General features: G+C 72.9%; 19 protein-coding genes. 13 read left to right on the forward strand and 6 right to left on the reverse strand.

Annotation, left to right across the window (positions count from 1 at the left end; all coding sequences use genetic code 11):
* Positions 1-13: 13 nt before the first annotated feature.
* Positions 14-1,093, forward strand: a complete 1,080-nt coding sequence (locus ACPCK6_RS17105) for a FecCD family ABC transporter permease (protein WP_194802203.1) — start codon at positions 14-16, stop codon at positions 1,091-1,093.
* On the forward strand, positions 1,090-1,869 hold the full coding sequence (locus ACPCK6_RS17110; protein WP_423481613.1) for an ABC transporter ATP-binding protein: 780 nt from the start codon (positions 1,090-1,092) through the stop codon (positions 1,867-1,869). The genes ACPCK6_RS17105 and ACPCK6_RS17110 overlap by 4 nt, the downstream gene beginning before the upstream one ends.
* Positions 1,870-2,184: 315 nt before the next feature.
* Here the strand turns inward: ACPCK6_RS17110 and ACPCK6_RS17115 are convergent, their stop codons facing one another.
* The 3 genes from ACPCK6_RS17115 to ACPCK6_RS17125 form a co-directional block, all read right to left on the reverse strand.
* Positions 2,185-2,943: a VOC family protein gene (locus ACPCK6_RS17115; RefSeq protein ID WP_423481614.1), complete on the reverse strand. Its 759-nt coding sequence runs from the start codon at positions 2,941-2,943 to the stop codon at positions 2,185-2,187.
* A gap of 94 nt (positions 2,944-3,037) precedes the next feature.
* Entirely contained in the window at positions 3,038-3,775 is a 738-nt protein-coding gene (locus ACPCK6_RS17120) for an ABC transporter permease (protein ID WP_396882004.1), read from the reverse strand.
* Positions 3,776-3,784: 9 nt separating this feature from the next.
* Complete coding sequence (locus ACPCK6_RS17125; protein WP_423481615.1) at positions 3,785-4,672, reverse strand: ABC transporter ATP-binding protein; 888 nt, start codon at positions 4,670-4,672, stop codon at positions 3,785-3,787.
* A gap of 149 nt (positions 4,673-4,821) precedes the next feature.
* Between ACPCK6_RS17125 and ACPCK6_RS17130 the strand changes: the two genes are divergently transcribed.
* From ACPCK6_RS17130 to ACPCK6_RS17145, 4 genes are read left to right on the forward strand one after another with little or no spacing between them, the layout of a single operon-like run.
* On the forward strand, positions 4,822-5,142 hold the full coding sequence (locus ACPCK6_RS17130; RefSeq protein WP_194802055.1) for a type VII secretion target: 321 nt from the start codon (positions 4,822-4,824) through the stop codon (positions 5,140-5,142).
* 11 nt (positions 5,143-5,153) lie between these two features.
* Positions 5,154-6,080, forward strand: a complete 927-nt coding sequence (locus tag ACPCK6_RS17135) for a WXG100 family type VII secretion target (protein WP_135242872.1) — start codon at positions 5,154-5,156, stop codon at positions 6,078-6,080.
* 9 nt (positions 6,081-6,089) lie between these two features.
* A complete protein-coding gene (locus tag ACPCK6_RS17140) occupies positions 6,090-6,443 on the forward strand; it encodes a YbaB/EbfC family nucleoid-associated protein (RefSeq protein ID WP_013283579.1) in 354 nt (117 codons plus the stop codon).
* 4 nt (positions 6,444-6,447) lie between these two features.
* Positions 6,448-7,047 carry a hypothetical protein gene (locus ACPCK6_RS17145; protein ID WP_423481616.1) on the forward strand — a complete coding sequence of 200 codons (600 nt, stop codon included), beginning with the start codon at positions 6,448-6,450 and terminating at the stop codon, positions 7,045-7,047.
* A 128-nt stretch (positions 7,048-7,175) separates the two neighbouring features.
* Here the strand turns inward: ACPCK6_RS17145 and ACPCK6_RS17150 are convergent, their stop codons facing one another.
* Positions 7,176-9,221, reverse strand: coding sequence for a HelD family protein (locus ACPCK6_RS17150; RefSeq protein ID WP_423481617.1), 2,046 nt, complete (start codon positions 9,219-9,221; stop codon positions 7,176-7,178).
* A 160-nt stretch (positions 9,222-9,381) separates the two neighbouring features.
* Between ACPCK6_RS17150 and relB the strand changes: the two genes are divergently transcribed.
* The 4 genes from relB (at position 9,382) to ACPCK6_RS17170 (ending at position 12,839) form a co-directional block, all read left to right on the forward strand.
* Positions 9,382-9,930, forward strand: coding sequence for a type II toxin-antitoxin system RelB family anti-toxin (gene relB / locus ACPCK6_RS17155; RefSeq protein WP_423481618.1), 549 nt, complete (start codon positions 9,382-9,384; stop codon positions 9,928-9,930).
* Positions 9,931-9,985: 55 nt separating this feature from the next.
* Positions 9,986-10,567, forward strand: a complete 582-nt coding sequence (locus ACPCK6_RS17160) for an ArsR/SmtB family transcription factor (protein ID WP_396882009.1) — start codon at positions 9,986-9,988, stop codon at positions 10,565-10,567.
* Positions 10,568-10,608: 41 nt separating this feature from the next.
* Positions 10,609-11,850 (forward strand): MFS transporter, encoded by a 1,242-nt coding sequence (locus tag ACPCK6_RS17165; protein ID WP_396882010.1) that lies wholly within the window; start codon positions 10,609-10,611, stop codon positions 11,848-11,850.
* Positions 11,851-11,987: 137 nt separating this feature from the next.
* Complete coding sequence (locus ACPCK6_RS17170) at positions 11,988-12,839, forward strand: menaquinone biosynthetic enzyme MqnA/MqnD family protein (protein ID WP_091414501.1); 852 nt, start codon at positions 11,988-11,990, stop codon at positions 12,837-12,839.
* Positions 12,840-12,855: 16 nt separating this feature from the next.
* Here ACPCK6_RS17170 and ACPCK6_RS17175 read toward each other — a convergent pair whose 3' ends face one another.
* Complete coding sequence (locus ACPCK6_RS17175; RefSeq protein WP_423481619.1) at positions 12,856-13,791, reverse strand: serine hydrolase; 936 nt, start codon at positions 13,789-13,791, stop codon at positions 12,856-12,858.
* Positions 13,791-14,771 carry a hypothetical protein gene (locus ACPCK6_RS17180; RefSeq protein WP_423481620.1) on the reverse strand — a complete coding sequence of 327 codons (981 nt, stop codon included), beginning with the start codon at positions 14,769-14,771 and terminating at the stop codon, positions 13,791-13,793. Before ACPCK6_RS17180 ends, ACPCK6_RS17175 begins: the two co-directional genes overlap by 1 nt.
* A gap of 358 nt (positions 14,772-15,129) precedes the next feature.
* On the opposite strand from ACPCK6_RS17180, the gene paaA reads away from it, so the two are divergent.
* From paaA to paaC, 3 genes are read left to right on the forward strand one after another with little or no spacing between them, the layout of a single operon-like run.
* A complete protein-coding gene (paaA, locus tag ACPCK6_RS17185; RefSeq protein WP_396882013.1) occupies positions 15,130-16,197 on the forward strand; it encodes a 1,2-phenylacetyl-CoA epoxidase subunit PaaA in 1,068 nt (355 codons plus the stop codon).
* On the forward strand, positions 16,194-16,538 hold the full coding sequence (gene paaB, locus ACPCK6_RS17190) for a 1,2-phenylacetyl-CoA epoxidase subunit PaaB (protein ID WP_396882014.1): 345 nt from the start codon (positions 16,194-16,196) through the stop codon (positions 16,536-16,538). Before paaA ends, paaB begins: the two co-directional genes overlap by 4 nt.
* A complete protein-coding gene (gene paaC / locus ACPCK6_RS17195; protein ID WP_423481621.1) occupies positions 16,535-17,257 on the forward strand; it encodes a 1,2-phenylacetyl-CoA epoxidase subunit PaaC in 723 nt (240 codons plus the stop codon). The genes paaB and paaC overlap by 4 nt, the downstream gene beginning before the upstream one ends.
* Positions 17,258-17,291: the final 34 nt, after the last annotated feature.

Below are 17,291 nucleotides of genomic sequence, written 5' to 3' on the forward strand. Positions count from 1 at the left end.
GCTACCCCGGCCCCTGCGGCGTGGGTCGCGCGGCACCGGCGCCCCGGTCCGGCCCGCCGGGCTGCGTAAGCGCTGGCTGTTCGCCGGTGTCGTGGCGGTGCTCGTCGCGCTGGTGGCGGGCGTCTCCCTCGGCCCGGTCAGCCTGCCACCCGGCAGCGTCGCGGCCGAACTGCTCAACCTGCTGCCCGGCGTGCACCTGGACAGCGGGCTCACCGAGCGGGAAGTCGCGATCATCACCGAGCTGCGGCTGCCCCGGGTCGTGCTCGGCCTGCTCGTCGGCGCGCTCCTCGCCCTGGCCGGCGGCTGCTACCAGGGCGTCTTCCGGAACCCGCTGGCCGACCCGTACCTGCTCGGCGTGGCGGCCGGCGCCGGATTCGCGGTCACCGCGGCGATCGTGCTCGGCGCCGGTGCGGGCGGCGCGCTGACCGGGCTGCCGATCACCATTCCGCTCGCCGCGTTCGTCGGGTCGCTCGGCGCGGTCGTGCTGACGTACCTGCTCGGCGCCGCCGGTGGCCGGGACCGGTCCCCGGCCACGCTGATCCTGGCCGGCGTGGCGGTGTCCGCGTTCTTCGCCGCCGGGCAGACGTACCTGCTGCAACAGCACTCCGACAACATCCAGCAGGTCTACTCCTGGCTGCTCGGGCGGCTCGCCACCGCCGGCTGGCACGACGTGTGGCTGGTCCTGCCGTACTTCGTGCTCACCTCCGTGGTGGTGCTGCTGCACCGGCGTGAGCTGGACGTGCTCTCCGTCGGCGACGACGAGGCCGCCGGGCTCGGCCTGCACCCGCAGCGCTCCCGCTACCTGCTGATCGCCGCCGCGTCGCTCGGCACCGCCGCCGCCGTCTCCGCGTCCGGGCTGATCGGCTTCGTCGGCATCATCGTGCCGCACACCATGCGGCTGCTCGCCGGTTCCAGCCACCGGGTGATCCTGCCGCTGTCGATGCTGTTCGGCGGCGCGTTCCTGGCGCTGACCGACGTGGTCGCCCGTACCGCGGCCGCACCCGCCGAGATCCCGATCGGCGTGGTCACCGCGCTGCTCGGCGGCCCGTTCTTCGTGCTGGTCCTGCGGACCGCCCGCCGGGTGGCGATGTGAACGCCCCCGCGGTACGCGTCCACGACCTGCGCGTCGCCCTGGGCGGCACCCCGGTCCTGGCCGGCGTCGACCTCACCGTCACGGCAGGCGAGTGGGTCACCGTGATCGGACCCAACGGCGCCGGCAAGTCGACCCTGTTGCGCGCCGTCGGCGGCCTGCTGGCCGCGCCGGGCGAGGTGGCACTCTTCGGTACGCCGATCGGCGCGCTCCGCCGCCGCGATCGCGCCCGGATCGTGGCCACCGTGGCGCAGTCCCCGGTCGTACCGTTCGGCATGTCGGTGTTCGACTACGCGCTGCTCGGGCGCACCCCGTACATCCCGCCGCTGGGCCGCGAGTCCGCCGCCGACCTGGCCGCCGTGCACGAGGTGCTGGACCGGCTCGACCTGGGCCCGTTCGCCCACCGCGAGCTGGCCACCCTGTCCGGCGGCGAGCGGCAGCGCGTCTTCCTGGCCCGGGCGCTGGCCCAGGGCGCCACCCTGCTGCTGCTCGACGAGCCGACCAGCGCGCTGGACATCGGGCACCAGCAGGAGGTGCTGGAACTGGTCGACCAGCTCCGCCGCGAGCACGGCCTGACAGTGCTCGCCACCATGCACGACCTCTCCATCGCCGGCGAGTACGCCGACCGCCTGGTGCTGCTCGCCGACGGCCGGGTGGCAGCCGCCGGGCCGCCCGAGGAGGTGCTGACCGAGGAGCTGCTTGCCCGTCACTACCGCGCCCACATCCGGGTGATCCCCGGTGACCACGGCCCCCTGGTGGTCCCCGTGCGCCCCACCTGACCCGTCCCGCCCTCACCCCGCCCTGCCCTGCCCTGCCCCTCGATCTTGCACTTTCCGCCCTGGGAAAAGGCGCATGAACCACGCCTGAAGGGCCGCAGCTGCAAGATCGGCGGAGGGATCCGGCTGCCGGGACGACAGGTAGATCTTGGTACGAAAAGGCCCTCCTGGGGGCCGTTCCGTACCAAGATCTCGACCGTCCCCGCCTCTCCCCGTCGATCTTGGGATCTCGGTCCGGGTAAAGGTGCGTATGCCCCACCGTGGGGGCCGCAACTGCACGATCGGCGAGGCGAGGCGAGGCGAGGCGGGGGGCGTGGGTCAGCGGAGGGTGGAGATGGAGAAGAGGGCGCCGGCCGGGTCTCGTAGGGCGGCGCTGCGGCCGGCCGGGTTGTCGCGCGGCGGGACCAGGATCGTGCCGCCCAGCTCGGCGGCCCGGGCCGCGGCGGCGTCGGCATCCTCCACCGCGAAGTACACCGCCCAGTACGCGGGCAGGTCCTCCGGCATCGGCTCGGCCCGGGGGAGCATCCCGGCGACGATCCGGGCACCGCAGCGCCACCCGGTGTACGCGACCGGCCCGGCCGGACGTTCCTCCGGATGCCAGCCGAAGACCAGCGCGTAGAACTCCTTCGCGCCCTCCGGGTCGGGAGTGACCAGCTCGTTCCAGCACATCGCGCCGGGCGCGTTGTACAGCTCTGCCCCGCGCATCGCCATCGGCTGCCACACGCTGAACACCGCGCCGGCCGGGTCGGCGAGCACCGCCATCCGGCCCTGCTGGGCGACGTCGAACGGGGATACGACGACCTGCCCGCCGGCCGCCTCGACCCGGGTGGCGACCAGGTCGGCGTCGTCGGTCGCCACGTACGTGGACCAGACCGGCACCTGGTCCGGCGTACCGGGTGGGCCGGCCCCCGCGACCGCCTTGCCGTCCTTGCGGAAGACGGTGTAGCCGCCTGCTTCCGGTTCGGGGGAGATCTCTCCGGTCCAGCCGAACAGCTCGGGGTAGAACCGTCGTGCGTCGTCCAGGCCGGGCGTGGCCAGGTCCGTCCAGCAGGGCGTGCCGGGCTCGACGCCGTTCACGGTGACCCCTCTCGCCGGGGGCGGCTCCACGCGCCCGCCCTGTCGGCATCGTGGCACCGCCGGGTCGGCCACCGGGCCGGAACCGGACAAAAGGTCAGCTGAAGCGGCGTCCCTCGTCCCGCCGGTACGCCCAGCCGGCGAGCGCGGCGAGCACCAGCACCCAGACCACGAGCATCACCAGCGCCCGGGTGTCCGGCCGGAAGTCGGTGACCGCCGCCCAGATCAGTTCCACGGCGCCCCGGGTCGGCAGGTAGGGCGCGATCGCCTTGATGAAGCCGGGCGCGTCGTCCGGCCCGGAGAGCAGGCCACCGCCGAACGCGAGCGGGAAGAAGATCACCTGTGCGACCACGATCGCCGCCTTGCTCGGCAGCGAGTAGCCGATCGTCAGGCCGAGCAGCGTGAACGGCACCGAGATCACGGCCACCGCGCCGAGCCCGAGCAGGAACTGCACCGCGCTGACCCGGGCCTCGGTGGCGACCGCCGCGATCACCACCACCGGGATCATCGACACGTACGTCAGCACCAGTCCGGCCAGGATCCGCCCGGCCAGCCGCGGCGCCGGTCCGGCCGGCAGGGTCCGGGTGTACGGGTTCCAGGGCTGGTCGCGGTCCTCGGCGACGCCCACGCCGTACTGGAAGATGTTGGCGCTCATCACCGCGAACGTCACCATGGCGGCGGTGGCGTAGGTGGCGCCGGCCGGATCGTCGCCGGCGAACGGCACCACGAAGAAGAGCATCGCGGCGGCGGGGAAGAACGCGCTGCCGACCACCGCCACCGGGATCCGGATGATCTCCAGGAGCTGGTAGCGGGCGTGGACCAGGGCGAGCGGCACGGTGGTCTCCTAGGCGGCTGTGGGCGCGGGCCGGTCCTCGGCCGTGATGGCGAGGAACGCCTCCTCCAGCGAGGTGGGCCGGACCTCCAGGTCGCGGAACGCCACCCCGGCGGTGACCAGGTCGCGGACGAGCTGGTCGGCGTCGGTGGTGAGCAGGTGCACCCGCCCGTCGGCGCGTTCGGTGGCGACCACGCCCGGCAGCGCCGGCAGGTCGTCGGCGACCAGGCTGACCCGGCGTACGCCGACGATCCCGCGGATCGCCGCCACCGAGTCGTCGGCCAGCACCCGCCCGTGGCCGATCACCACGACCCGCTGCGCGAGCGCCTCCACCTCCTCCAGGTAGTGGCTGCTCAGCAGCACGGTGCCGCCGTCGGCGTGGAAGCCGCGGATCGCGTCCCAGAGCGCGTGCCGCGCCTCCAGGTCGAGGCCGGTGGTCGGCTCGTCGAGCACCACCAGCCGGGGACGGCCGACGAACGCCAGCGCCACGGCGAGCCGGCGACGCTGACCACCGGAGAGGCCGCCGGTCTGCCGGCGTACCTGGTCGGCCAGGCCGAACCGGTCGAGCAGTTCGCCGCGTGGCACCGGGTCGGGGAAGTGCGCGGAGACGAAGTCGACCACCTCACCGACCCGCAGCGTGCCGGGCAGGCCGGTCTCCTGCGGGGTGACGCCGAGCTGCCGCCGGCTCGCCGGGTCGCGCGGGTCGCCGCCGCACAGCTCGACCCGGCCGGCGGTGGGCCGGCGCAGCCCGACCAGCAGGTTGATCAGCGTGCTCTTGCCGGCGCCGTTCGGGCCGAGCAGGCCGACCAGCTCCCCGGCCCGGACGGTCAGGTCGACCCGGTCCAGCGCCAGCACGTCGCCGTAGCGGCGACTGACCTGTTCGGCGCGGGCCAGGATCATCGGCGATCTCCTCGGGCGGAAGGGCTGTACCTCCCCTGTCTACCGCGCGTGCGCCAGCCCTGCTGTCCCCTGACCGGGTGCCCGCATCCCCTAGTCTGGTGGCGCCGTCGACGACGGTGGAAGTTCCGACCGGACACTGGGGAGGGTCCGTGACCAGTCCGAGCAGGAATCTCGACGTCCAGCCGGAGGCGCTGAGGGCGTTCGCCGCCGCCTCCCGGGACCGGGCCGGCCGGTTCCGCGAGCTGGAGCGGGTGTTCCGCGACGGCCACGTGGCCCGGCACTCCTTCGGTGTGATGCCCGCGTCGTTCAGCCTCGCCGCCGCGTACGAGCAGCAGTTCGAGGCGTGCCTGCAGGGGCTGGCGGACGGTGCCGAGACCATGCTGACCGTCGCCACGGGGCTCGCCGAGACCGCCGCCGCCTACGACGACACGGACTCGGCGAACGACACGATGTTCACCGCCGGCGGCTGAGGGGGAGCGGCATGAGCACCGAGGCGCTCCAGCGCAACAAGACCTACTTCGAGCAGATCGTGTCGGGCACGCCCGACCCGTTCAAGCCGCTGTCGAACGCGGTGCTGTGGCCGTTCGAGCAGCTCTTGGAACTGGTCGCCGGTGAGCCGGACGACCTGATGCGGGCGGCCCAGCTCGCGATGACCACCGGTGAGGCGGTCCGGCAGATCGCCGGTGACCAGATCGCCGACCGGGCGCGGCTGCGCGGCGCCTGGGACGGCGACGCGGCGGAGAAGTTCCACGCCTCGATGCAGTCCATCGAGGAGGCGATGGACGATCTCGCAAAGGGGCTGGACGGCACCAAGGAGGTGCTCGTCGACTCCGCGAACGCGTCGGTGGACGCGTTCAACCTGCTGGTCGAGCTGATCCTGGAGTTCCTGCTCTGGTTCCTGACCGAGATCATCATCGCCGCGGTGGCGGCGGCGCTGAGCGCCGGCGTGAGCCTGGCCGCCACAGTGGTGCGGGTGCTGGCCCGGCTCGCCACCACCGTCGGCCGCATGGTCAAGATCGTGGCGCGGTTCGCGGAGATCCTCACGAAGCTCGCCACCAAGCTCCAGAAGGTCGCCAACCTGCTCGACCACTACGCCAAGGTGGTGATGGAGCTGCGCCGGGCCAAGAAGGCGTACAGCGCGTTCAGCAAGTCCGGCTACACGAAGGCGGCGCTCGCCTTCAAGGTCGAACGCGCCGCCGTGCTCTTCCCGGGCAAGTTCGCCATCAACCAGGCGTCCCCGGTGAACATCCCCGGCATCGGCGGCGCCCTGCTCGACACCGGGATGGGCCTGCACGACGTCTCCGACGGGCGCAAGGACCGCAACTACCTGGTGGACGGCACGTACCGCGACGACCTCGGCCCGTACACCAAGGGCGTGCAGAACGTGTTCGACTCGATCGTGAACTGAGAGGCAGCAATGACGTTCCCGGCCCTGGACCGGATCGAGGCGCTGGCCCGCAACCTGGACGGGTGGCAGCGCGAACTCGGCGCGCGGATGGCCGAGCTGGAGCAGAGCAGCGCCGAGGGGGTCAGCGACTCCGGCCTGGTCACCGTCGTGGCCGCCGCCGACGGCAAGATCCTCTCCACCGACATCAACGCGCGGGCCATGCGCTTCGACTCGTACACGCTCGCCGAGGAGATCACCTCGGCGGCGAACCGGGCGCAGGAGGCCGCCGCCGCCCGGGTACGCGAGATCGTCGGCGAGGTGATGGGCAACGCGCCGGGCGCGGAGCGCCCCGCCGACGACGGCTACGGCCACGACCGATACTGAGCCGATGGACGAGACCAGATACCGCGACCGGATCGGCCTGCTCGTCGAGCCGGGCGAGCGCGTCCTGGCCCACGCCAAGGCCGACGTCGGCCAGGGGCTCGCTCCGGCGCCGCCGCCCGAGCCGGAGTCCACTGCCGAGCCGAGCCGGCGGACTGTCGGCTCGGTGCTGCTCAACGTGCTGCTGCCCCTTGCCACCTGGGATCGCGGGGACCGCCTGGTCGACCTGATCGGCTGGGGGATCGCCGGACGCGGCGCGCCCGGTTCGGCCGCCTCCCGGCTGCACCGCGCGCTCCGCCCGCCCCGGCCCGACCTCCAGGTCCGGGAGACGCTGCTCGCGGTCACCGACCGGCGGCTGGTGGTGTGCCGTACCGGCGGGGTCAAGCTGCTGGCCGGGCGCGAGGCCGAGGAACGCGCGCTGGCCGAGACCGTGGTGGCCTGGTCGGCCACGCGCGGCGAGGTCGCCTCCGCGCGGGTGGGCTGGCACCGGCTCAACCCGAAGCGGCTGCGGATCGACTTCACCGACGGTTCGTGGCTGTCGTTCACCGTGCCGATCGCCGAGTCCGGCCGCCCGCTGCGCGAGGTCGCCGCCGCACTGTCCGCCTGACCGGACCCGCCCTGCCGGGCCCGCGGCCGGCCGTCCAGAACCGCGGTCGGCCGGCCACATCAGCGCGGCTGGCCCGCCCGCGTCCGAGCGACCGGTCCGCCCGCGTCACCGTGGCCGGGCTGGCCGGGTCAGGCGGTCAGCGGCGCGGGCAGCGGCTCGCGGTGCAGCACGGCCAGGCGGGAGACCGCCCGGGTCAGCACCACGTAGAGGCGGTGCAGCCCGCGCGGCTCGGCGGCCACGATCGCGGCCGGCTCGACGACCACCACGTGGTCGTACTCCAGGCCCTTGACCAGCGTCGCCGGGACCACCGTGACGCGCGCCGCGGCCTCGACGTCGTCGGCCGTCGCGGTCTCGACGCCCGCGTCGGCGAGCGCCGCGCGGAGCCGGTCGACCGCGTCGTCGGCGGCGATCACACCGACCGAGCCGTCGTGCGCGAGCGCCGCCCGCACCTCGGCCACCGTCGCGGCCGTCAGGTCCTCGGCGGTACGCACATCGAGCGCGCCGTCGTTGCGGAGCGACCGGGCCGGGGGTACGTCGACGGCGAGCGCCGGCAGCAGCCGGTTCGCGAACGCCACCACGGCGGCCGGCACTCGGAAGCCCACGCTCAGCGGCACCACCGCGGCGTCCGGCTTGCCCAGGTGGGCCAGGGACTCCCGCCAGTCGGTGGCCGCCCACGGCGCGGTGCCCTGGGCCAGGTCGCCGAGCAGCGTGATCGAGCCGTGCTCGCTGCGCCGGGCGATGGCGCGGCACTGCATCGGGGAGAGGTCCTGCGCCTCGTCGACCACCACGTGCCCGAAGCCGGCGGGCCGTTCCAGCAGCCCGGCCACCTCGTCGATGAGCACCGCGTCGGCAGCGGTCCATCGTGTCGCCTTCGCGGTGCGGCCGATCTTGCCGGAGCGGAACAGGTCCTGCTCTTCGGGCGTGAGCAGGCCGTCCGCGGCGGCGGCGAGCGCGTCGGCGTCGGTACGCAGCCGGTGCAGCAGTCCGTCCGGCGTGAGCGCCGGCCAGACCGTGTCGAGCAGGTCGGTGACCGGCTTGATCCGGCTCATCCGGCGTAGCCAGGCGTCGCTCGGTGACTCCGCCCGGCGCGCCTCGGCCTGGCGTTGCAGCAGCCCCACCACCCGCGCCCGGACCCGCTCCCGGCCGGTGGCGTAGGGCAGACCCTCCTGCCGGGTCTCGGTGACCAGCCGGTGCAGCGGGTCCAGCCCGATCCGCCAGCGGTACGAGCCGTCCGACACCATGATCGGCTCGGTCGGCGTACCGATGTGGGCCTCGACGGCCCGGCGCAGCACCTCGGCCATCCGGACGTCGTGCTTGAGCGCGGCGGCGGCCGGGTCGTCGACCGCGCGCACCGGCACGCGCGCGACCAGATCCTCCACGGTGGCCTGCTCGACCTCGACCTCACCGAGCGCGGGCAGCACCGCCGCGATGTACGACAGGAACGCCCGGTTCGGCCCGACGATCAGCACGCCCGAGCGGCGCAGCCGTTCCCGGTGCAGGTAGAGCAGGTACGCGGCGCGGTGCAGCCCGACCGCCGTCTTCCCGGTGCCGGGAGCGCCCTGCACGCAGATCGAGTCGGCCAGGTCGGCCCGGACCAGCTCGTCCTGCTCCGGCTGGATGGTGGCGACGATGTCCCGCATCGGGCCGACGCGGGGACGCTCGATCTCGGCGGTGAGGATGCGGCTGGCGGTGCCGAGTTCCTCACCCCGGTCCAGGTGCTCGTCCTCGAAGCTGGTCAGCGTCCCGGCGCTGAACCCGAACCGGCGGCGTACGGCGACACCCTGCGGGTCGCGCGCGCTGGCCCGGTAGAACGACCGGGAGACCGGGGCACGCCAGTCCAGCACGAGCGGCTCGCCCAGCTCGTCGGTGACGTGCCGCCGCCCGACGTGATACTCCCGCCCGGCGTGGTCCGTGTCGTCGCCGCCGAAGTCCAGACGGCCGAAGAACAGCGGGGTGGTCGGGTCGTCGGCCAGTTCCTTGACCCGCCGGGCCATGTGCCGGCCGAGCTGCTCGGCGGTGTACGAGTCACCGGCCACCTTGTCGCCGGTGGCGAAGAGCGCCTCGGCGCGTTCCCGCATCCGTTTCAGCGCGGCGCGGGAGGCGTCGAGGTGGGCACGTTCTGCGGTCAGTTCGGCGTCGAGGCCGGGTGTGGCGTCAAGGTCGGTTGCGGGCACTGTGAACTCCGATGGCTCAACTGAGGCTCGCTCGCGTGTCCGGGGCGGTTGGCCTGCTCCCGGCGCGGGGACGTCCGCTGCGGTGCATGCTCACCGCGGCCGTCGGGCGGCCCTCCACGCTACGGGAGTACCGGCAGATCGCGCCAACGAATTCCGGCAGGTGGAGGAGTTCCTCGATCAGCTCTACGTCCTCGACCGCGACTCCCATCGCCTCGTCAACCAGGCCATCCTGGTGCTGGAGCGCAACGAACCCGCCGAGGGGCGACCTCTCGTCGACAGCATCACCGCCTCGCGTCTGAGCAACCTCAAGGAGCTGCGGCCGCCGTCGGCGGGGCGCACCGAGATCAGGATCCTGTTCGTCTTCGAAGGAACGGCAGGAGGAGAGCCGATGAGCGGCGTCAAGCGCTGGCGTGACACCACCCACCTGGACCGGGCGATCGACACTGCTGGCGGCCCGCGCGCGTTCGAGGCCGAGGTCGGGGAGATGCTCGATCATGCGCGCGGATGGCGGCTCGCCGAGCTGCGTAAGCGGCGGGAGATGACGCAGGAGCAGGTGGCGTCGAGGATGGGTGTCTCGGTCGCCCGGGTCTCGCAGATCGAGGCGGGCAACGTCGCGACCCAGGAGGTGCTCGCGCGCTACATCGGCGCGCTCGGCGGCACCCTCAAGTTGATCGCCGACTTCGGCGACGAGCAGCTCAAGGTCGCCTGAATCCGATGGCTCCACCGCTGGATTCCGGCGTCCGCCGACGCGGGATCATTGAGGCATGACCGAGGCGCGTCCCGGCCGGAGCCGGGTGACGATCAGTGATCCGCAGGTGATGCGGGCGCTCGCTCACCCGGCCCGCATGGCGATCATGGAACATCTCGGCACGCTGGAGGGCGGTGCGACGGCCACCGAGTGCGCCGAGATCGCCGGGCTGTCGCCGAGCGCCACCAGCTACCACCTGCGCGAGCTGGCGAAGTTCGGGCTGGTCCAGCAGGCGCCCGGCCGGGGTGACGCCCGGGAGCGGCTCTGGCAGGCGGTGAATCCGTCGTACCACGTCGAGGTGGGGCCGGACGCGGACCCGGAGGCGCGTGCCGCCGAGGCGGCCCTGGTCGAGGCACACATGGTCCGCGACGCCCAGCGGGTACGGGACTGGTTGCGCCGCGCGCCGGACGAGTCGCCGGAGTGGTACGCGGCCACCTGGTTCAGCGACAGCATGCTGCTCATGACCGCCGAGGAGCTGACCGAGCTGAACCAGGCGGTCCAGGCGCTGATGGAGCCGTACCGGCGGCGGACCCGGACCGATCCACCGGCCGACGCCCGGCCGGTGGCGACGCAGTACCGGGCGATGCCCGTCGACTGAGGGGGTTGCGCGCGTCAGTTGTGAAGGAATACTTTCGAAGTATGTCCTTCACAACTGACGAGTCGCGCTGGCCGGACGTCTGGCTCGCGGCCACCGCGCGCGGCATCTCCAGTTGCGGGGACTTCCTCGCCGCCGCCACGCTCACGCTCGCCCTCCAGTCCGCCGGCGCCGGCGGACTCGCCGTCTCCGGGCTGCTGCTCGCCGCGACGCTGCCGCTCGTGGTGCTCGCGCCGCTGACCGGCCGGCTCGCCGACCGGGTGGACAGCCGGGTGCTGCTCGTCGCCGCCGGTCTCGCGCAGGCCGCGGTCTGCCTGGCCCTCGCGTACGCGCGGGATCCGGTGCTGGTGATCGCGCTCGTGGCGCTGCTCGCGACCGGGCTCGCGGTCACCCAGCCGGCGATCGCCGCGCTGGTGCCGGTGATGGTCCGGCCCGAGGACCTGCCCCGGGCGGGCGCGCTCAACCAGACCGCCGGGACGCTCGGCGCGCTCGCCGGTCCGGCGCTGGCCGGGCTGCTCGTCGGGCAGTTCGGCACCCGGGTGCCGCTGCTCGTCGACGCGTTCAGCTACCTCGCGCTGGTGGCGGCCGGGCTGCTCATCCGTACCCGCAGGGGAGGGCGCCGGACGCCGGCCGCGGTCGCCGCGGCGGTCGCGCCCGCGTGGCGGCTGCGCCGTGACCCGCTGCTGACGGTGATGGTCGGCAGCGTGGCCGCGGTGATCGGCGCGGTCGGCGCGGTGAACGTGATCGAGGTCTTCTTCATCCGGGAGACGCTCGGCAGCAGCACCACCGTGTACGGCCTGGTCACCGGCTCCTGGACACTCGGCATCGTGCTCGGCGCGTGGCTGTTCGCCCGGGTGGCCCGCCGGCTCGCCGACGACGGCGCGCTGCTCGGGGCCGGGCTGGTGCTGCTCGGCGGATGCTGCCTGGCGGTGCTCGTCTCGGCCGCGGTGCCCTCGGCCTGGCTGCTCGTGCCCATCTGGCTGGCGGGCGGCGTGGCAAACGGCGGCAACAACGTCTTCGACCAGTTGCTGCTGGCCCGGAGGGTGCCCGAGGCGTCCCGGGGCCGGGCGTTCGCCGTCTTCGGAGCGGCCGCGCAGGGGGCGGCGATGGGCGGTTACCTGGTCGGCGGCCTGCTGCTGGAGGTGGCCGGCCCGCGCGTCCTGATCGCCGGCTGCGGCGTGGCCGGCCTGCTGGTCGTGGTGGCGCTGCTCGGGCCGGTCCGACGCGCGGTACGCGCGGAGCGCACCGTTGCGCGCGCCACAGCTCTCGCGGCGGAGCCCGCGTGATCCGCTGGTGTTAAGAAGGGGCCCTTCCTCTACCGGAGGCGTTAACAAGGGGCCCTTCCTTCCCGCCGGGAGCGGAGTTCACCACTCGATCGGATCCCCAGGCGGCGCGGCGGAAGCCACGGCGATACGGTCGGGTCATGGCCGACCGCATCGCCCGCCCCCGCGTGGGGCACATCCAGTTCCTCAACTGCCTGCCCATCTACTGGGGGCTGATGCGGTCCGGCGCGCTGATCGACGTCGACCTGCACAAGGACTCGCCGGACCGGCTGAGCGCCGACCTGGTCGCCGGTGACCTGGACATCGGCCCGATCACGCTGGTGGAGTTCCTCAAGCACGCCGACGACCTGCTGCTCCTGCCGGACCTGGCGGTCGGCAGCGACGGGCCGGTGCTCTCGGTGAACGTGGTGTCCACCCGCCCGCTGGGCGAGCTGGACGGTGCCCGGGTGGCGCTCGGCTCCACGTCGCGTACCGGGGTGCTGCTGGCCCAGCTGCTGCTCGCCGAGCGGCACGGGGTACGCCCGGAGTACTTCCGCTGCCCGCCGGACCTGACCCAGATGCTGCTGGAGGCCGACGCCGGGGTGCTGATCGGTGACGTGGCGCTGCGCGCGCTCTACGAGGCGCCGGCCAAGGGCCTCGAGGTGACCGACCTGGGGCAGGCGTGGCACGACTGGACCGGCCTGCCGATGGTGTTCGCCGTCTGGGCGGTACGCCGCGAGTTCGCCGCCGCCCACCCGGGCCTGGTCAAGGAGGTGCACGAGGCGTTCCTGCGCTCGCGTGACCTGTGCCTGGCCGAGCTGGACCAGGTGGCGGAGGCGGCTGCCCGTTGGGAGACGTTCGACGCGGCGACGCTCGCGACGTACTTCCGGGCGCTCGACTTCTCGCTCGGTGAGCGGCAGGTGGCCGGGCTGCGCGAGTTCGCCCGCCGGGCGGCCGCGTACGGGGAGGTGCCGGCGCTGCCGGCGGACGGCCCGGAGTTCTTCCAGGGCTGACCGCGCCGCGCGCGGCTCAGGTGGCCGGGCGCAGCAGCGCCTTGGTGATCCGTTCGCAGGCGTCCATGCCGTACTCCCAGCCGCCTTCGACGCCGAACGGGGTGCGCAGCATCACGCCCATCGTCCAGGTGTCGCCGATGGCCAGGCAGTTGACGTGGTACTCCTCTTCCTTGTCCCGGTCGATCCACCCGTTCTTGATGGCGATCTTCTTCTGCTCGGCCGCCGGGAACGCCTTGCGGATGCCGAAGTCGCCGGGAGCGCGGACCTGGCGCATCTCGTTGAGCAGCCACTTGGTCCACTTCGGCCCGGCCGCGCGGCCGTCGTCGATGCAGAGACCGAGCCGGGCGGTGTCCCGAGGGGACAGCTCGGTGCGGCTCCAGCCGCCGTCGGAGGCGACCTCGCTGTCGGTCAGCTTGCAGATCGAGATCAGCCGCTCGATCGAGTCCGAGCCGCCGACGCTCTCGTAGAACTCCTGGGCGCGGGTGTTGTCGCTGTCCCGGATGATCTTCGTGGCGTCTGCGAGCTTCGCGTTGCTCGGCGTCTTGCCGTCCTCGGCGCTCAGGCGCAGGTAGTCGGCCACCACCCAGGACTTGATCAGCGACGCGGTCGTGCTGGTCTCGCCCATGTTCGCCGAGCCGATGATCTTCCCGGTGCGCTTGTCCAGCACGGACCAGGCGTACCAGCCCTTGATCTTGAGGCTGTCCAGGTTCTTCGCCTGGAACGGCAGCGGGGCGATCGACGGTGAGGGGGCGACGCGTGGCGCGTTGCGGTCGACGGACTGCTGAGTGGACCGCTCGTTCGTCGGTTCGGAACGCGAGTTCGCGGTCGCCTCCAAGGGCGAGCCGGGGATCACGCGCAGGGAGAGGCCGAGCAGGCCGACGAGGACCGCAGCCGTGGCGCTGAAGGCGAGTGGGCGCCGATAGCTGCCGGGCCGACGCCGGGCACCGGCCATCAGAGCTTCCCGACCGGCTGCTGCGGCACCTTGAGTGCGGCACCGGGCTGGGGCGTCACGAGCTGGGTGGCGACGGCGGCGCACATCTTCGCACCGTACGGCAGGCCGGCGCGGCCCGGGTACCGCATCATCACGGAGAGACTCCACTTGTCGGTGAACGCCAGGCAGCTGACGTGCCAGTTGCCGTCGTAGGCGAGCTGGGTCCAGCCGTTCTTCATGTGCACCGGGCCCTGCGACTTGATCGTCGCCGGGAGGCCGTCGATGATGCCCCACCGGCCGCCGCCGGACCGCGCGCTCTGCTTGTTGACGCTGCCGGCCACCTTGGTCATCTCGTTGAGCAGCCACTTGGTCCACTTGGGCCCGGCGGCGCGGCCGTCGGCGATGCAGTCGCCGAGGCGGACCGCGTCGCGGGGGGACATCTCGGTGAAGCTCCACCAGCCCTTGTACTCGGGCACGTCGCCGGGCTTGGTGTCGGTCAGACCGCAGATCCGGATCGCGCGGGCGATGACCGGGTCCGGCTTGCCGCCCGGCTGGGGCTTGTAGGAGCCGCCGGCCGCCCGGTAGACCCGGTTGGCGCCGTCGTCGTCGCTGTTCCGGATCGCCAGGATCGCCGCCTTCTCAAGGTCGGCGGCCGGCTGCTTGTCGCCGAGCTGACGAAGGTAGTCCGCGACGATCCAGGCCTTGAGCATCGACTCGGTGGAGCTGGTCTCGTTCATGTTCTTCGCGCCGGTGACGGTGCCGGTCTCGCGGTCCATCAGGGCCCAGGAGAAGAACTCGCCCTTGAAGTTCACCGACACCGGGGCGTCGGCGAGCGTCGGGGGCGCGGGCGCGGTCGGCGTCGGCGCCGGGACCTGCGCGCCGCCGCCGAGGCCGCCCGCGTCGTCGCCGCCGGCGAGCTTCGCGTACGCGGCCGGCACCAGCATGACGCCACCGATGATGATCGCCACGATGGCGACCGCCATGGTCACGCGAGGTCGCATGAGTGGTGAGCTCCAGATGTCTGGCCGGGGGGACCGGCACTTCCGCATGGGTCCGGCCCGGTCGCCGACAGGCCGGGGGACGATGGCCTGAACGGTGACGATCATGAAGCCGAACGGTTTGCCGGGGGGAAGTCTACTTCCGGACAGCTCTGATGCCAGGTCTCGACACCCGTGACTTTGCCGGGTGGGCGGGATATTGAGCCACTTTGCCGTCCTTGGGGGATTTCCTCTATTCGGAGTGGTCGACATCACAGCCACCAGCGCCGATGGCGGTGTGCGCGCGGCCGGTGACGCCAGGTGGCCCGGAAACCTGTTACACCCTCTGGTGTCGTTCGTGCCGAGCTGTAACACTGGCTGCATGTATGGCAATGACTTCGCCCCGCCGGAGGACGCTCCGGGCGGCGGCCTGCTCGGCGAGGTGGAGGCGGCGGAGGCGGCGCTGCGCGAGGCGGCGGCACGCGCCCGGCGCGGTGGCGCGGCCCCGGACGAGGACGTCGAGGCGTACTTCGCCGACGTCATCGGCGCCGACCAGAAGATCGAGCCCCGCGACTGGATGCCCGAGGCGTACCGCCGGACGCTGATCCGGCAGATCGCCCAGCACGCGCACTCCGAGATCATCGGCATGCAGCCGGAAGGCAACTGGATCAGCCGGGCGCCGTCGCTCAAGCGCAAGGCGATCCTGCTCGCGAAGGTGCAGGACGAGGCCGGTCACGGCCTCTACCTCTACGCGGCCGCCGAGACGCTCGGCATCAGCCGCGACGAGCTGGTGGAGCTGCTGCTCGACGGTCGGCAGAAGTACAGCTCGATCTTCAACTACCCGACGCTGACCTGGGCCGACGTGGGCGCGATCGGCTGGCTCGTGGACGGCGCGGCGATCGTCAACCAGGTCCCCCTGTGCCGCTGCTCCTACGGCCCGTACGCCCGGGCGATGATCCGGGTCTGCAAGGAGGAGTCGTTCCACCAGCGGCAGGGCTACGAGATCCTGCACACGCTGGCGCACGGCACCGAAGCGCAGAAGGCGATGGCGCAGGACGCGGTGGACCGGTGGTGGTACCCGTCACTGGCCATGTTCGGCCCGCCGGACGGCGACTCGACGCACAGCGCCCAGTCCATGGCCTGGAAGATCAAGCGCTTCTCCAACGACGAGCTGCGCCAGCGTTTCGTCGACATGTGCGTCGGTCAGGCGGAGGTGCTGGGCCTCACCCTCCCCGACCCGGACCTGCGCTGGAACGACGAGCGGCAGGCGTACGACTACACCCAGCCCGACTACGCCGAGCTGATGCGGGTGATCAAGGGCGACGGGCCGTGCAACAGGGAGCGCATGGCGCACCGGCGCAAGGCGCACGCCGACGGCGCGTGGGTACGGGAGGCCGCCGCGGCGTATGCCGCGAAGCGGGCGAAGCGAGAGGAGCCGGTGGCGGCATGAGCGAACGCACCGAGCGAAGCGAGGGCCGTGAGGGCATGCCCGGTCGGCACGGCATGAGCGGCCCATCCTCTCCCCTGTGGGAGGTCTTCGTGCGGGCCCGCCGCGGCCTGTCGCACACCCACGTCGGCAGCCTGCACGCCCCCGACGCCGAGATGGCCCTGCGCAACGCCCGGGATCTCTACACCCGCCGCCAGGAGGGCGTCTCCATCTGGGTGGTGCCGGCGAGCGCGATCACCGCGTCCAGCCCGGACGAGAAGGACGCGTTCTTCGACCCGGCCGCCGACAAGGTCTACCGCCACCCCACCTTCTACGAGGTCCCCGAAGGGGCTGCGCACCTATGAGCCTGTTCGACTTCACGCTCGCCGTCGGCGACGACGCGCTCGTCGCGGCGCAGCGCCTCGGTGAGTGGACCTCCCGCGCGCCCGAGATGGAGGAGGACATCGCGCTCGCCAACATCGCCCTGGACCAGCTCGGCGCGGCGCGGTTGCTGCTCACGTACGCGGGCGAGCTGGAGGGCGCGGGCCGCGACGAGGACGACCTGGCCTACCTGCGCGACGACCGCGAGTTCCGCAACTGCCTGCTCGTCGAACTGCCGAACGGCGACTTCGGCGTGACCATGGCGAAGCTGTTCTTCCTGGCCGCGTACCAGTCGCCGCTCTACACGGCGCTGGCCGGCTGCGCGGACGAGCGGCTCGCGGCGGTCGGCGCCAAGGCGCGCAAGGAGTCGGCGTACCACCTGGACCACGCCGCGCTGTGGGTGAAGCGGCTCGGTGACGGCACCGAGGAGTCGCACCGGCGCATGCAGGAGGCGGTCGACCAGGTGTGGCCGTACGTCCACGAGCTGTTCGCCCCGGACCCGGCGGCGCCGGTCGACCCGTCCACCCTTCGGGCCGACTTCGACGCCACCGTGGCCGCGGTGCTGGACGAGGCCACGCTGACCCGGCCGGAGACCGGCTGGGCACCCGGCGGCGGCCGGGACGGCCTGCACACCGAACACCTCTCCTACCTGCTCGCCGAGATGCAGGTGCTGCACCGCGCCCACCCCGGAGCGAGCTGGTGAGCGCGAGGAGTGCAGCGGAGCGGAGCCCCGCAGT

This window comes from Micromonospora sp. AB353, assembly GCF_049538395.1.
GTDB lineage: Bacteria > Actinomycetota > Actinomycetes > Mycobacteriales > Micromonosporaceae > Micromonospora > Micromonospora aurantiaca.

Excerpts from the sequence above, each read along its gene's own strand:
- ACPCK6_RS17125 (WP_423481615.1), bottom strand. The coding sequence starts at position 4,672 with ATGATCCTGGCCCGCGCCGAACAGGTCAGTCGCCGCTACGGCGACGTG.
- ACPCK6_RS17135 (WP_135242872.1), top strand. The coding sequence starts at position 5,154 with ATGAGCACCGAGGCGCTCCAGCGCAACAAGACCTACTTCGAGCAGATC.
- ACPCK6_RS17140 (WP_013283579.1), top strand. The coding sequence starts at position 6,090 with ATGACGTTCCCGGCCCTGGACCGGATCGAGGCGCTGGCCCGCAACCTG.
- ACPCK6_RS17145 (WP_423481616.1), top strand. The coding sequence starts at position 6,448 with ATGGACGAGACCAGATACCGCGACCGGATCGGCCTGCTCGTCGAGCCG.
- ACPCK6_RS17160 (WP_396882009.1), top strand. The coding sequence starts at position 9,986 with ATGACCGAGGCGCGTCCCGGCCGGAGCCGGGTGACGATCAGTGATCCG.
- ACPCK6_RS17165 (WP_396882010.1), top strand. The coding sequence starts at position 10,609 with ATGTCCTTCACAACTGACGAGTCGCGCTGGCCGGACGTCTGGCTCGCG.
- ACPCK6_RS17170 (WP_091414501.1), top strand. The coding sequence starts at position 11,988 with ATGGCCGACCGCATCGCCCGCCCCCGCGTGGGGCACATCCAGTTCCTC.
- ACPCK6_RS17175 (WP_423481619.1), bottom strand. The coding sequence starts at position 13,791 with ATGGCCGGTGCCCGGCGTCGGCCCGGCAGCTATCGGCGCCCACTCGCC.
- ACPCK6_RS17180 (WP_423481620.1), bottom strand. The coding sequence starts at position 14,771 with ATGCGACCTCGCGTGACCATGGCGGTCGCCATCGTGGCGATCATCATC.
- paaA (WP_396882013.1), top strand. The coding sequence starts at position 15,130 with ATGTATGGCAATGACTTCGCCCCGCCGGAGGACGCTCCGGGCGGCGGC.
- paaB (WP_396882014.1), top strand. The coding sequence starts at position 16,194 with ATGAGCGAACGCACCGAGCGAAGCGAGGGCCGTGAGGGCATGCCCGGT.
- paaC (WP_423481621.1), top strand. The coding sequence starts at position 16,535 with ATGAGCCTGTTCGACTTCACGCTCGCCGTCGGCGACGACGCGCTCGTC.